The 13,117-nt window shown below is 65.5% G+C and carries 12 protein-coding genes and 1 pseudogene; 11 read left to right on the top strand and 2 right to left on the bottom strand.

Annotated features, from left to right (window positions below; translation table 11 throughout):
• Window positions 1–49 precede the first annotated feature (49 nt).
• The 8 genes from DY467_RS04430 to DY467_RS04395 all read left to right on the top strand — a co-directional run bounded on the left by DY467_RS04430 (window position 50) and on the right by DY467_RS04395 (window position 8,006).
• Window positions 50–814 carry a glycosyltransferase family 2 protein gene (locus tag DY467_RS04430; protein WP_164634174.1) on the top strand — a complete coding sequence of 255 codons (765 nt, stop codon included), beginning with the start codon at window positions 50–52 and terminating at the stop codon, window positions 812–814.
• Window positions 811–1,428, top strand: coding sequence for a class I SAM-dependent methyltransferase (locus DY467_RS04425; RefSeq protein WP_164634172.1), 618 nt, complete (start codon window positions 811–813; stop codon window positions 1,426–1,428). The genes DY467_RS04430 and DY467_RS04425 overlap by 4 nt, the downstream gene beginning before the upstream one ends.
• Window positions 1,429–1,598: 170 nt before the next feature.
• Window positions 1,599–1,904 (top strand): hypothetical protein, encoded by a 306-nt coding sequence (locus DY467_RS04420; RefSeq protein WP_164634170.1) that lies wholly within the window; start codon window positions 1,599–1,601, stop codon window positions 1,902–1,904.
• On the top strand, window positions 1,901–3,085 hold the full coding sequence (locus tag DY467_RS04415) for a glycosyltransferase family 4 protein (RefSeq protein ID WP_164634168.1): 1,185 nt from the start codon (window positions 1,901–1,903) through the stop codon (window positions 3,083–3,085). Before DY467_RS04420 ends, DY467_RS04415 begins: the two co-directional genes overlap by 4 nt.
• Entirely contained in the window at window positions 3,085–5,034 is a 1,950-nt protein-coding gene (gene asnB, locus DY467_RS04410; protein WP_164634166.1) for an asparagine synthase (glutamine-hydrolyzing), read from the top strand. Before DY467_RS04415 ends, asnB begins: the two co-directional genes overlap by 1 nt.
• The gene (locus DY467_RS04405; protein ID WP_164634165.1) at window positions 5,034–5,891 is read left to right on the top strand and encodes a methyltransferase domain-containing protein; all 858 of its coding nucleotides are present in this window, start codon (window positions 5,034–5,036) and stop codon (window positions 5,889–5,891) included. Before asnB ends, DY467_RS04405 begins: the two co-directional genes overlap by 1 nt.
• Before the next feature lie 4 nt (window positions 5,892–5,895).
• The gene (locus tag DY467_RS04400) at window positions 5,896–7,050 is read left to right on the top strand and encodes a glycosyltransferase family 4 protein (protein WP_164634163.1); all 1,155 of its coding nucleotides are present in this window, start codon (window positions 5,896–5,898) and stop codon (window positions 7,048–7,050) included.
• Entirely contained in the window at window positions 7,047–8,006 is a 960-nt protein-coding gene (locus tag DY467_RS04395; protein ID WP_164634162.1) for an NAD-dependent epimerase/dehydratase family protein, read from the top strand. The genes DY467_RS04400 and DY467_RS04395 overlap by 4 nt, the downstream gene beginning before the upstream one ends.
• Window positions 8,007–8,016: 10 nt before the next feature.
• Here the strand turns inward: DY467_RS04395 and DY467_RS04390 are convergent, their stop codons facing one another.
• Window positions 8,017–8,994 carry a GDP-mannose 4,6-dehydratase gene (locus DY467_RS04390; RefSeq protein WP_164634161.1) on the bottom strand — a complete coding sequence of 326 codons (978 nt, stop codon included), beginning with the start codon at window positions 8,992–8,994 and terminating at the stop codon, window positions 8,017–8,019.
• A 213-nt stretch (window positions 8,995–9,207) separates the two neighbouring features.
• Between DY467_RS04390 and DY467_RS04385 the strand changes: the two genes are divergently transcribed.
• Both DY467_RS04385 and DY467_RS04380 read left to right on the top strand, forming a co-directional pair.
• A complete protein-coding gene (locus tag DY467_RS04385) occupies window positions 9,208–10,482 on the top strand; it encodes a nucleotide sugar dehydrogenase (RefSeq protein ID WP_205502029.1) in 1,275 nt (424 codons plus the stop codon).
• A 25-nt stretch (window positions 10,483–10,507) separates the two neighbouring features.
• Window positions 10,508–11,521, top strand: a complete 1,014-nt coding sequence (locus DY467_RS04380) for an NAD-dependent epimerase (RefSeq protein ID WP_164634160.1) — start codon at window positions 10,508–10,510, stop codon at window positions 11,519–11,521.
• Between the two features lie 30 nt (window positions 11,522–11,551).
• Here the strand turns inward: DY467_RS04380 and DY467_RS04375 are convergent, their stop codons facing one another.
• Window positions 11,552–12,457: a hypothetical protein gene (locus DY467_RS04375; RefSeq protein WP_164634159.1), complete on the bottom strand. Its 906-nt coding sequence runs from the start codon at window positions 12,455–12,457 to the stop codon at window positions 11,552–11,554.
• Between the two features lie 148 nt (window positions 12,458–12,605).
• Here DY467_RS04375 and DY467_RS26685 point away from each other — a divergent pair.
• Window positions 12,606–12,930, top strand: a pseudogene (locus tag DY467_RS26685) (UDP-glucose 6-dehydrogenase); the annotation flags it as partial.
• Window positions 12,931–13,117: the final 187 nt, after the last annotated feature.

Here is a 13,117-nt window from a genome sequence, read left to right as displayed (position 1 = left end):
GGATGGCGATGGCCGCGCCGCCATCCTGCTGCGAGTGGTCCTGGAACAGATGCTAGCCGAGACAGAGCCGCAAACGCCGGCCCGCGACCAGGACCGTCCGCCGACTCTCTCGATTGTAACCGTCACTTACAACAGCGCGGCCACTCTGGATGACACGTTGCGTAGCGTGCGCAACCAGAGCTGGCGCGATTTCGAGCATGTGGTCGTCGACGGCGGCTCCACCGACGGCACACTCGACATCCTCAGGGCGGCAGGCGAGACGGTGAAGTGGGTGTCGGAGCGCGATGCCGGCATCTACGACGCGATGAACAAGGGAATTCGCCGGTCGCGGGGGCGCTGGATCCATATCCTCAACTCCGACGATTACTACGCGTCCGACGACGTCCTCAGCCGTGTCATGCCGAGCCTGGTCGAGGATGCGGTGAATTACGGAGATCTGATCCGCGCCCACGACGACGGCAGCCAGGTAACGCAGCGCTATCCGTTCCGGAAATGGCCGCTGTACGTCTCGGCCTATCTGCCGCATCCGTCGCTGATCGTGTCGGCGCGGCAGTATCGGGCGCTCGGCGAATACGACACCAGCTTTCGCGTCGCCGCCGACCATGACATGATCCTGCGGCTGGTGGAAAACTACCCGGCCAACCACATTCCGGTGGAAATGACGGTGATGCGGCAATCCGGCATCTCAGCTACCAATCTCGATCTCAGCATGCGCGAATTCGGTCGGGTGCTGCACAAGCACGGCATGCCAACACCGGCGGTCGCGTTGATCACGGCATTTCGCCGGATCTGGTGGAAGATACGATCCGCATGAACGATCCCAACAGCCTCGCCATCCGCGCCGGTGTCAGCGGCCGGATCCTGGAAATCGCCAAGGATAGCGGCGTGGCGATCGCCGACATCGGCTGCGGCGAAGGTGAACTGCTCGGCAGGCTCGCCGAACTCGGCTACACCAACCTCACCGGGGTCGGCTGGCAGGTCAACGTGCCGCCGAGCATTCCCAAGGTCGAGAAGGTCGATCTGAGCCGCCCTGGCTGGGCCGATCAGCTCGACGGCGCGACCTTCGACATTATGACGGCCACCGAAGTGCTCGAGCACCTCGTCAATCCGTTTGAATTCCTGACCCAACTGCGGCGACTCACCAAGCCGGGCGGCCGGCTGATCCTCACCTTCCCCAACGTCCACAACTGGCGCAGCATCGTCGGCTACGCATTGGGTGGCAGGTTCAGTGGTTTTTTCGGCCCGAACTGGAACGACAACCACCCGCTCCACGATCAGCACATCTTCATTCCTAACCATCACTTGGTGCGTTACTTCCTCGGACTCGCCGGCTTCGAGATCGTTGCGATCGATTATCTCTTCGGAAATGGCAAGCTGTTCGGCACGACCGCGATGTTCGATTGCCGGGCAGTGACACCCAAGCTCTAACGCCGGTTCCATCCGGCCTGAGCGCCGCAGCGAGCGACCGTCGATTGCCGATTTCACGGCAGCTTGTTAGCGTGAGGGATTGGCCGTATAGGTTTGCCGAACTGACGGGGGCAAGAGGGTCAGCGCTGAGGAGATGCGCCCATTCTTGCCTCCGGGAAGATGGATTTCAAATGCATTCCCCCGAGGCGGTAGCCCTGACCACTCCAACGAAATTTTTCCAATCGCGCCTTCGCAGGGCGCCGAATGTGATTCCGCTTCACGGCAACTATACGAAGCACTACGCGTTGACTAATTCTGCCGACGATCTGTGGCGCACCTGCGACCGCCGTCTGTTAAACATCGTCGAGCTGATCCGTTCCAGACTGACATCGAAGCCGGCGTTGGTCGGCGTCCTCAACCTATCGGGGACGCGCCGCATCAAATCGCTGATGGCGCCTTTGCGCATCCGCAGCTTGTCTTGCGGGACCAAAACGTGACGGCAGCGACGGCGCCGACAGCGGCTGTTTCTAGCCAGGCGGCCGGCCGCCGCAAGGTGCTGATCTGGCACTGGGGCCGGCGCGGCGGCGGCGTGCGCTACACCTACGAGTTGGTCAAGGAGCTGCGTCACGATCCGAACCTGGAGCTGCATTTATCGCTGTCGCGGCAGGGCGACATATTCCAGGAGCTCGACGGCCTCGGTCTGCCCGGCTTTCATATCGACACCTACACCGACATTCCCTCTGCCGTGACGGCGCTGCTGCGGCTGCCGCTGGTGCGCAGCCGATTCTGGCGTTACGTCCGCGAGCAGGGAATTTCCGCCGTCGTCTGCACCATGAGCCATCTGTGGGACGTGCCGGTGCTGTGGCGCAGGCCGCGTGATGTCGCGTTCGTATTCGTCCTGCACGACGCGCTGCCGCACTCCGGCGACGACGTGCCGATCCGCAAACGGATGCTCGACCGCGAGATCGCGGAAAGCGACGGCATTGTCGCGCTGACCGAGCACACCCGGAAGCTCGTCACCGAGGTCAACCACTTTCCGTCCGACCGTGTCTGGGTCATTCCGCTCGGGGTGTTTCCCTATGCGGACAGTGCAGCCTCTGAGCCGGCCGCGGCCGCGAACCGTCCGCTACAGCTTTTATTCTTCGGCCGGTTGATGCCCTACAAGGGGCTCGACCTACTGCTCGACGCCTATCGGATGCTGAAGCAGGCCGGCAAGAACGTCGCACTGCGGATCGCCGGCCCCGGCGACATCGGGCCCTATCAGGCCCAGCTCGCCGGCCTCGCCGATGTCGATCTCGACATCCGCTGGATTCCCGAAGAGGAAGTCGGCGCCGTGTTCCGCGACATCGACATCGTCGTCGCGCCGTATCGCGGCGCCAGCCAGTCGGGCGTGCTGGTCACCTCGGGCGCGGCGGGAATCCCTGCCGTTGTGACTCCGGTCGGCGGCCTCGCCGAGCAGGTGCTGCACGAACGGACCGGCATCGTCGCCGACGCCGCGACACCAGAGGCGATCGCCGCGGCAGTGACCCGACTGGTCGACGACGACGCGCTGCGCCGCCGCTGCGGCGAAGGCGCGCGGCAGCACGCAGCCGACGTGCTGAGCTGGGCGTCGATCGCCGCGCAGTTCTCGCCGATCCTGCACAGCGTGACGCCGCGCCGTCCCGACGGGGGTGCCTGATGTGCGGGATCGCCGGAGCCACCGCGGCGCGGCACGCGCCGGTCGATCGCACCGTGCTGAAACGGATGACCGACGCGCTGGCGCATCGCGGCCCCGACGGCGAGGGGCTATGGATCGCCGATGACGGCGCGGTCGGCCTCGGCCATCGCCGACTGTCGATCATCGACCTGTCGTCGTTCGGAGCGCAGCCAATGGAGTCGGCCTCAGGCCGCTTCGTGCTGTCCTACAACGGCGAAGTCTACAACTACCTGTCACTGCGCGATGAGCTGGCCGGGCTCGGCTATCGTTTCGCCGGTCACTCCGACACCGAGGTGATCGTCGCCGGCTGTCAGCATTGGGGGCTCGAGAAGACGCTGTCGCGGCTTGCCGGGATGTTCGCACTGGCGCTGTGGGACAAGCAGGAGCGGACGCTGTCGCTCGCCCGCGACCGCATTGGCATCAAGCCGCTGTACTACACGGTCAAGGACGGCGCGCTGGCGTTTGCCTCGGAGCTGCGCCCCATCGTGGCGTGGCGCGGCAGCCTGCCGGAGATTTCGCTGCGCGGCCTGTCCGAATTCCTGCGGCTCGGCTACGTCCCCTCCCCGCTGAGCATCTTCGAAGGCGTGCACAAGCTACCGCCGGCGACGGTGCTGACCTTCCACGACGGCCAGACGGCCGGACCGAGACCTTATTGGTCCGTCGGCGAAACCGTCGCCCGCGGCTTCGCTCGGCAGCGCCAAGACGAGACTGCGGTGCTCGACGAACTCGACGCACGGCTGCGCGAGATCGTGTCGCAGCACATGATCTCCGACGTTCCGCTCGGCGCGTTCCTGTCAGGCGGCATCGATTCCAGCACCGTCACCGCCTTGATGCAGGCCGGCAGCAGCCAGCCGGTGAAGACGTTCTCGATCGGCTTCGACGATCCCGCCTACAACGAGGCGAAACACGCCGCCGACGTCGCTTCACACCTGAAGACGGACCACACCGAGCTGTACGTCTCCGAACAGGATGCGCTGGCGGTAATCCCGTCGCTGCCCGACATCTACGACGAGCCATTCGCCGACATATCGCAGATCCCGACCTATCTGGTGGCGAAGCTGGCGAGGCAGCGCGTCACCGTCAGCCTGTCGGGCGACGGCGGCGACGAATTGTTCGGCGGCTACAACCGCTACACTTTCGTCTCCAACTACTGGGACAAGCTGAACCGGATTCCGCGCCCGCTGCGCAGCCTGGCGGCGGCCGGGATCAACGCCGCCTCGCCGGCCACCTGGGATTCCGCATTCCGGCTGTTCGGACCGGCGTTGCCGCGGCGACTGCGCCCGGCGCTGCCCGGCCAGAAGATGCAGAAGATCGCCTCGGTGCTGGCGGCGCCAACGCTGTACGATCTGCAGAGTCGGCTGATCTCGCAATGGCCACATCCCGAGGCCGTGCTCGCATCGGGCGCGGGCGGCGTCGCCGAAGCGCTGCTGCTGCCGCCGCCAGTCGAGGTCGATGGGATTCCCTCGGCCGCGCAGCAGATGGCGTGGGACACCAGCACCTATCTGGTCGACGACATTCTCACCAAGGTCGACCGCGCGACGATGCGGGTCGGCCTCGAGGCACGGGTGCCGCTGCTCGATCACCGGCTGGTCGAGTTCGCCTGGGAGATTCCGCTGTCGATGAAGTTCCGCGACGGCTCCGGCAAGTATGTTCTCAAGCGCCTACTCGAACGCTATGTTCCTCGGCAACTGTTCGAGCGGCCGAAGATGGGCTTCGGCATTCCGGTCGATAGCTGGCTGCGCGGGCCGCTGAAAAGCTGGGCGTCGAACTACCTGGCGCACAGCGATCATCCCGTGCACGACCTGTTCGACCGCGCCGCGATTGACACCACCTGGCGCGAACACCTCGGCGGCCGGATCGATCGCGGCGGACAACTCTGGACGGTGTTGATGTTCGATTCCTGGCTCCAGAGGGCGCGGCAATGGGTGTGATGTCGCAGCTACCTTGGTGGCTGAAGATGGGCGCCAAGCTCGGCCTCGCCCGCCTTCCGGTGCCCTACGGCTTCTGGAAGAAGCTCGGCATCTTCCGTCATGGCGAGATGATGGTGCCGGAACGCGCGGTCTCGGCATTCGAGAGCCACTTCGCCGACGCGACCGCCCGCGCCACTATGCCGGCCGGCTTTCACTCGCTCGAACTCGGCCCCGGCGACTCGGTGCTGTCGGGCTTCGTCGCGCGAGCGTTCGGCGCCGGCAAGGCGTGGCTGGTCGATGCCGGCCCATTCGCCGAGACCGGCATCGACGGCTGCCGTGAACTGATCGAGCTGCTGACCGCCCGCGGCAAGCCGCTGCCCGGCATCATCGGCGACACGCTGGCTCAGGCAATGGCGCAGGCCGAAGTGGAGTACCTGACCGACGGCACCCGCTCGATGGCCGAGATCCCCGACGCCTCGATCGATTTTGCGTGGTCGCAGGTAGTGCTCGAACACATCTACCGCGCCGACTTTCCGCTGCTGATGCGCGAACTGCGGCGGGTGATGAAGCCCGACGCCATCGGCGTGCACAGCATCGACTTCCGCGATCACCTCGGCGGCGGCCTGAACAATCTGCGCTTTGCCGACGACATCTGGGAGAAGCCTAAGTTCCGCGACAGCGGATTCTACACCAACCGGATTCGCCCGCGCGAGATGATCGGCTTGATGCAAACCGCCGGCTTTTCGGTCGAAGTGATCGACCAGCAGCGCTGGCCCTCGCTGCCGCTGCCGCGGGATCGGATGGCGCCGCAATTCGCAGCTTTCGCCGACGAGGATTTCATGGTGTGCGAAATCCGCGTCGTGATGCGTCCGGTGTAGGGCGATGCTGAAGACGCCGGCGGGCCGGCCACGGCTGATGTTCGTCGTCACCGAGGACTGGTACTTCGTCTCGCACCGGCTGCCGTTGGCGCGTGCAGCGCGCGACGCCGGCTACGAAGTGCTGGTGGCGACGCGGCTCGCCGACAAGGCGGACGCCATCCGGCGTGAAGGCTTCGCGGTGATCGACCTGACGAAGATGCGCCGAACCGGCCGCAATCCGTTCAGCGAACTGAGCGCGATCACCGAGCTGGTCGGCGTCTACCGTGCCCATCGTCCCGACATCGTCCATCACATCGCGATGAAGCCCGTGTTGTACGGCTCGATCGCCGCGCGGATCGCCGGCGTTCGGAGCATCGTCAACAATCTCGCCGGGCTCGGGTTCGTCTTTTCGTCGCAGAGCGCCACGGCGCGCGTGCTGCGCCCGGCGATCCGGCAACTGCTGGCGCTGGCGCTGAACCGGTCGCGGACGCTGACGATCGTGCAGAACTCCGACGACGCCCGGGTGATGACCGACGCGATCGGCGTCGCGCCGGCGCAGCTACGGCTGATCAAGGGCTCCGGCGTCGATCCGTCGCTTTATCCGGCGCAGCATCGGGAGGAAGCGCCGCCGCTGGTGGTGCTGGCGTCGCGGATGATCCGCGACAAGGGCATCGCCGATTTCGTCGCGGCGGCAACGCAGCTACGCCGCGACGGCGGCGCAAAGGCGCGCTTCGTGCTGCTCGGATCGCCCGACATCGGCAATCCGCACGCCATCCCCGAGGCCGAGCTGCAAGCCTACGACCGCAACGGTGTCGTCGCCTGGTGGGGCCATCGCGACGACATGCCGGACATTCTCGCGCGCAGCGCGATCATCTGCCTGCCAACCACCTATGGCGAGGGCATTCCGAAGATCCTGATCGAAGCGGCGGCCGCCGGCTGCGCCATCGTCGCTTACGACGTCGCCGGCTGCCGCGAGATCGTCGCCGATGGCGACAACGGACTACTTGTGCGACCTGGCGACATCGCGGGTCTCGCCGCCGCGCTCGGCGGCTTGCTCGCCGACCCGGCGCGGCGCGCCGCGATGGGACAACGCGGTCGCGCGCGGGTCGAAGCGGAGTTCGCCCAGGAACGCATTCTCGCACAGACCCTGGCGACCTATGCGGAGACAGTGAGCCGATGACGACGCTCGTGGTCGGCGCATCAGGCTTCGTCGGGCGCCACTTGCTGCGCCGGCTGAGCGACGACCGGCGCGACCTGCGCGTTGCGTTGCATCACAACACGGCCGGCATCACGGCCGGGATCGACGTCGTGCGCGGCAGCCTGGAGCCGGGCTTCGACTGGCGGCCGGCGTTGACGGGATGCGACGCCGTCGTCCACCTCGCGGCTCGCGTGCATGTGATGAGCGACGACAGCGGCGACCCGCTCGCCGAGTATCGCCGCGCCAATGTAGACGGCACACTGGCGCTGGCGCGGCAGGCCGCCGAAGTCGGCGTCCGCCGCTTCGTGTTTCTCAGCTCGGTCAAGGCCTGCGGCGAAGCAACGCCACGCGGACGGCCGCTGACCGAGGACGATCCGCCGGCGCCGCAGGATCCCTACGGCGTATCGAAGTCCGAAGCCGAAGCCGGATTGCGCAGTCTGGCGCAGGCCGGCGGCATTGAGGTCGCGATTCTGCGGCCGCCGCTGGTGTACGGCCCCGGCGTCCGCGCCAACTTCCTGGCGATGATGCGCTGGCTGCAGCGCGGCGTGCCGCTGCCTCTGGCTTCGATCGACAACCGGCGCAGCCTGGTCGGTGCCGACAATCTGGTCGACCTGATCGCAGTCTGCCTCGATCACCCAGCGGCCGCCGGCGAAACCTTCTTCGCGAGCGACGGCGACGATCTGTCGACCCCGGATTTGCTGCGTCGGCTTGCTGCGGCGCTGGGCACCCGCGCGCGGCTGCTGCCGGCGCCGGCCGCGCTGCTGACCGCAGCCGCGACCGTACTCGGCCAGTCCGCCGCGGCGCAGCGGCTATGCAGTTCGCTCCAGGTCGACATCGGCAAAGCGCGCCGCGTGCTCGGCTGGACACCGCCGCATTCCGTCGACGATCAGCTCGCAAGGACCGCGCGGTGGTATCTCGACCGCAGCCCGGAGACTTAGCGCAGCCACGCTACTGCGACCGCATCGCGTGGCGCTCGCGCAGTTCGCTTTCCGCCAGCCGCTGCACAACACCCTTCATCCGGATCTCGGCCTGCCAGCCGAGCACCCGCCTGGCTTTCCCGGGATCGCCGGCGCTGTGCATGATGTCGGTCGGCCGCAGCAGATCCTCGCTGATCTCGACATGGCGCCGCCAGTCAAGCCCGAAGTAAGCGAACGCCTGTTCGACGAAGCTCTCGAGCGTGTTGGTCTCGCCGGTCGCGATCACGTAGTCGTCCGGCGACGGCGCCGCCAACATACGTGTCATCGCGTCGACGTGCTCGCTCGCCCAGCCGAAATCGCGCGCGATCTTCAAATTGCCGAGTTGGACGCTGTCGGCCTTCTTCTCGGCGATGTCGGCCGCGCCGGTGACGATCTTGCGGGTGACGAACCGGCGCGGTCGCAGCTCGGAATCGTGGTTGAACAGAATGCCCGAGCAGGCGAACAGGCCGTAGGCCTCACGATAGTTCGCCACAGTCCAGAACGCCGCGGCCTTACCGACCCCATAGGGGCTGCGCGGATTGAACGGCGTGGTCTCGGCCGCCGCGCCCTCGGTGTTGCCGAAGCACTCGCTCGAACAGGCGTTGTATAGCCGGGTCTTCAACTTCAACAGCCGCATCGTCTCGAGGATGTTGAGCGGGCCGAAGATGGTCGAATCGAGTGTCCCGACCGGCTGGCCGAACGACAGCCCGACCGACGACTGCCCGGCGAGATTGTAAATCTCGTCCGGCATCGAATCCGATATCACCTGGAAGATGCTGCGGAAGTCGGTGAGGCTCGCGGAGTACAGCTTGACCCGATCGTGCACGCCGACCGCGACCAGATTGCCGAACGCCGATACCTCCTTGTCGCGCGAGGTACCGTGCACGTCGTAGCCACGATCAACCAATTGCCTCGCGAGCAGCGCGCCGTCCTGGCCCGAGATGCCGAAGATCAGGGCTCGCTTGGTCATGCGCAATCCAACGGTCGGTGACAACGGCCCGCCGAATCCGGCGCCGCGGCGGGTGCGCAGCGGAACGGTCCGCCAACACCGGCGCTGCCTCGATCGGAGCGCCCTGATAACCTTTCCGACCCGTCAGGACAATAGCAATCGCCTGCTATTGCGGCCCTCGCGCGATTGCGGCTAAACGTCCGTGATCCGGCGCGCGGGGCAGGTATCGGGAAGATGAGACACATTGCAGTCGTTGGCCTCGGCTATGTCGGCCTACCGGTCGCCATAGCTTTCGCGAGGCGCTGGCCCGGCGTGGTCGGCTTCGACATCAACAAGAGCCGCGTCGCCGAGCTCAAGGCCGGCCACGACCGCACCAACGAGGTGCAGCCCGACGAGCTCCGCCAGTCATCGCTGACCTTCACCGACGATGCCGCCGATCTGGCCCGCAGCGACTTCTACATCATCACCGTACCGACCCCGATCACGGACGCCAACGCGCCAGATCTCGGCGCGGTGCTGGCCGCGTCCGAAACCGTCGGTCGGGTGCTGAAGCCCAGCGACATCGTGGTGTACGAGTCGACAGTTTACCCCGGCGTCACCGAGGAGGAATGCAGCCCGGTGCTGGAGAGGGTCTCCGGGTTAACGGCCGGGCGCGACTTCAAGCTCGGCTACTCGCCGGAACGGATCAATCCCGGCGACAAGGCGCATCGTTTCGAGACCATCACCAAGGTGGTGTCGGCGCAGGACGCGGACAGCCTCGACATCGTTGCCGAGGTGTACGGGTCGGTGGTGACAGCTGGCATCCATCGCGCGCCGTCTATCAAGGTCGCCGAGGCAGCCAAGGTGATCGAGAACACCCAGCGCGACATCAACATCGCGTTCATGAACGAACTGTCGCTGATTTTCCAGGCGCTCGATATCGACACCGGCGACGTGCTCGCCGCCGCGCGGACCAAATGGAACTTCCTGCCGTTCCATCCCGGGCTGGTCGGCGGCCACTGCATCGGCGTTGATCCCTACTACTTGACGTTCCGCGCCGGCAAGGCCGGCTATCATCCCGAAGTGATCCTCGCCGGCCGCCGCATCAACGACGGCATGGGCGCGACGATCGCGCGCGAGTGCATCCGCGGGCTGCTGCGCAACAAGGTGCACAACGGCGTCGTCACCGTGCTCGGCCTGACCTTCAAGGAAAACGTTCCCGACACCCGCAACTCCAAGGTCGTCGATATCGTCCGCGAGCTCGAGTCGTTCGGAATCGAGGTCCAGGTCAGCGATCCGTGGGCCGACCACGACGACAGCCTGCACGAGCACGGCATCGCGCTGACGGAGCTCGACGCACTGCGGCCGGCCGACGCGGTGGTGCTCGCGGTGTCGCACGAGAGCTTCCTGGCGGACGGCTGGTCGCTGGTCCGCCGGCTGCTGCGCGGCGGCCGCGGTCAGGTGCTCGACGTCAAGGCCGTGCTGGATCGCACCGGCAAGCCGGACGGCATCGATTTGTGGCGGTTGTGATCGCCCCGCACTGAGGGACAGGAACATGCAGGACGATGTGGTGTTGGTCACCGGGGCCGCCGGCTTCATCGGATTTCACGTCGCGCGTCAACTGCTCGACGCCGGCCGCAGCGTGGTCGGCCTCGACATCGTCAACGATTACTACGACCCGAGGCTGAAGGAAGCGCGGCTGGAAATTCTCCGCCGCTATCCCGGATTCTCGTTCGAGAAGATCGACCTCGCCGACCGTGACCGCATCGCGGCGCTATTCGCGCAAAAGCGGTTTCCGGTGGTGGTCCATCTTGCCGCGCAGGCTGGCGTCCGCTACTCGATCCAGAATCCACATGCCTATGCGGACTCGAACCTCGTCGGCTTCGTCAATATTCTTGAAGGCTGCCGTCACAATGGCTGCCGGCACCTGATCTACGCATCGTCGTCCTCGGTATACGGCGCCAACACCACACTGCCGTTCTCGGTGCAGCACAACGTCGATCATCCGATCAGCCTGTATGCCGCGACCAAGAAGGCCAACGAGCTGATGGCGCACACCTACAGCCATCTCTACCGGCTGCCGACGACCGGGCTGCGGTTTTTCACCGTGTACGGTCCCTGGGGCCGGCCCGACATGGCGATGTTCCTGTTCGCTGACGCGATCGTCGCCAAGCGTCCGATCAAGGTGTTCAACCACGGCGCCATGCGCCGCGACTTCACCTATGTCAGCGACGTCAGCGAGGCGATCGTCCGCCTCACTGGCAAGCCGGCGCAGGGCAACCCGAACTGGTCGGGCGACGATCCCGATCCCTCGAGCAGCGCCGCGCCGTGGAAGGTCTACAATATCGGCAACAACAATCCCGAAGAACTGCTCCACGTCATCGCACTCCTGGAGAAGGAATTCGGGCCTGCCACCAAGGAAATGCTACCGATGCAGCCGGGCGACGTACCGGCAACGTACGCCGACGTCACCGAGCTGACGAACGACATCGGATTCCGGCCCGCGACAACCATCGAGGACGGCATCGCGCGCTTCGCGCAGTGGTATCGCGAATATCACAAGATGTAGTCAGCCGCGGCTGGTGGCCGCCGCGATACGCTAAGTAGCAGCGGACGGAACGTCGAGCGGCGCGCGGGTGTTGACCTCGATAAGCACCTGCGAGCCATCCTCGCTGCTCGCGACGACGCGCCAGTCGGTCAGTTTGTACAGCCCCAGAAACTCGTTCCATGCCTTGAATTCGTGGTTCACCGAGTAGAACTCGTCGAACAAGATCAGGTAGCGGTGCTTCAGTAGCCCGCACAGCGTGTCGAGCACCGGCCTCGTCGAAATGTAGAGGTCGGCGTCGAAATGGATCATCCGCACGTTGTGTGGCCAGCCTCCGCTGAGATAGCGCGTCAGCGTTTCGGCGAACAATCCCGACTGGATGCTGACATTCGGCTGCGGCGGCGCAGGAAATCTGATGCCGGCAGCCGCGTCCGCGATCACCTTGGCGCGCGCCTGCGGATCGTCGGCCCAGAGTTCGCCCGGCGCACCAAAGCCCTTGATTGATCCGGCCGGCAGCCCGTCCCACGCCTCGGGCAGGCCCTCGAAGCAGTCAAACCCAACCAGATGGTAGCTGCGCGGCAGATGGTCGACGAAGTACTTCAGCGAGCCGCCATTGTTAGTGCCGAATTCGAGGATCGTCCCGCCTGAGCTGTTCGCGGTGATCCAGTTAAGCGCCGCGTTCCAGATCGGCTTCTTGCCGACGGTCTTATTGAAGGTCGGAACAATGGTCACGCGGTCGTCGGCGGCGACCTTCTCGGCCCAGAACTTCTCGAACCGTAGCGTGTTAGCTACCTTCTGCAGCGCGAGACCGAGCTTCTCGAGGAAGTCGGCGGCGAGCGACGGTAGCCACGCAACTTGCGCAACCGCGCGGCGCAACCGTCCAACGTGACGCGGTCGCGAGATCCGAGCGACCGACATCACGTCGAGGATTCGCTGGGTCGAGGCGTCAGAACCGTCCATGCCCGAAGTTCCGATCCACCGTCAGGGTGGCACCGAGTATCCCGGCGCTCCTGGAAAAAATCAATTCGCCATCCAAGCAGTCGAAGCCATACGACCGAACTCTCGAAATCGCAAGCAAGCCGGGACAAGCGGACAAGGTTTACGCACCGACGAGGTCAAGCGACAGAACCGCGAAACCAACCCGACGGCCGATGTCGGGTCGCCTCGCCTGGGCGAGATCTACCGCCGGCTGCGCTGAACCAGGGCCCGCTGATGTACACCGCGCGCCGCACCGCCGAGCTGATCAAATACGCCGCCAACGCCTCCCTGGCGACCAAGATCACTTTCATCAATGAAATATCGAACATCGCCGAAAAGGACGGCGCCGACATCCAAGACGTTGCCTCCAATCTGCATGGGCAGCCGGATCGTGTCCAAATTCCTGCACGCGATGGCCGGACTTCTGCGGCGCGTGCCTCCGCCAAGACACCCGCGGCGAGCCGATCGATACTCGGCCTGCACTCGAGCCGGACGCCGATGACCGCTCAATGTTTACCACCCCGTCGAAACGGCCGACCATCGCTTGAGCTATCACGGCTTCGGATGTCCTGACTGAGCAAGTCAGCGCCGACTACCTGCCCATCGGTTTCGACTGAAGCTTCCGCCTGAGTAGCCTGAATG

The sequence above is a fragment of the Rhodopseudomonas sp. BR0G17 genome, from assembly GCF_010907025.1.
Classification (GTDB): Bacteria; Pseudomonadota; Alphaproteobacteria; order Rhizobiales; family Xanthobacteraceae; genus Rhodopseudomonas; species Rhodopseudomonas palustris_H.
The sequence above is the reverse complement of the archived record's forward strand: the minus strand, read 5'-3'. Positions and strand labels throughout refer to the sequence as shown.

Excerpts from the sequence above, each read along its gene's own strand:
- DY467_RS04395 (WP_164634162.1), top strand. The coding sequence starts at position 7,047 with ATGACGACGCTCGTGGTCGGCGCATCAGGCTTCGTCGGGCGCCACTTG.
- DY467_RS04375 (WP_164634159.1), bottom strand. The coding sequence starts at position 12,457 with ATGGACGGTTCTGACGCCTCGACCCAGCGAATCCTCGACGTGATGTCG.
- DY467_RS04430 (WP_164634174.1), top strand. The coding sequence starts at position 50 with ATGCTAGCCGAGACAGAGCCGCAAACGCCGGCCCGCGACCAGGACCGT.
- DY467_RS04420 (WP_164634170.1), top strand. The coding sequence starts at position 1,599 with ATGCATTCCCCCGAGGCGGTAGCCCTGACCACTCCAACGAAATTTTTC.
- DY467_RS04390 (WP_164634161.1), bottom strand. The coding sequence starts at position 8,994 with ATGACCAAGCGAGCCCTGATCTTCGGCATCTCGGGCCAGGACGGCGCG.
- DY467_RS04425 (WP_164634172.1), top strand. The coding sequence starts at position 811 with ATGAACGATCCCAACAGCCTCGCCATCCGCGCCGGTGTCAGCGGCCGG.
- asnB (WP_164634166.1), top strand. The coding sequence starts at position 3,085 with ATGTGCGGGATCGCCGGAGCCACCGCGGCGCGGCACGCGCCGGTCGAT.
- DY467_RS04400 (WP_164634163.1), top strand. The coding sequence starts at position 5,896 with ATGCTGAAGACGCCGGCGGGCCGGCCACGGCTGATGTTCGTCGTCACC.
- DY467_RS04405 (WP_164634165.1), top strand. The coding sequence starts at position 5,034 with ATGTCGCAGCTACCTTGGTGGCTGAAGATGGGCGCCAAGCTCGGCCTC.
- DY467_RS04380 (WP_164634160.1), top strand. The coding sequence starts at position 10,508 with ATGCAGGACGATGTGGTGTTGGTCACCGGGGCCGCCGGCTTCATCGGA.
- DY467_RS04385 (WP_205502029.1), top strand. The coding sequence starts at position 9,208 with ATGAGACACATTGCAGTCGTTGGCCTCGGCTATGTCGGCCTACCGGTC.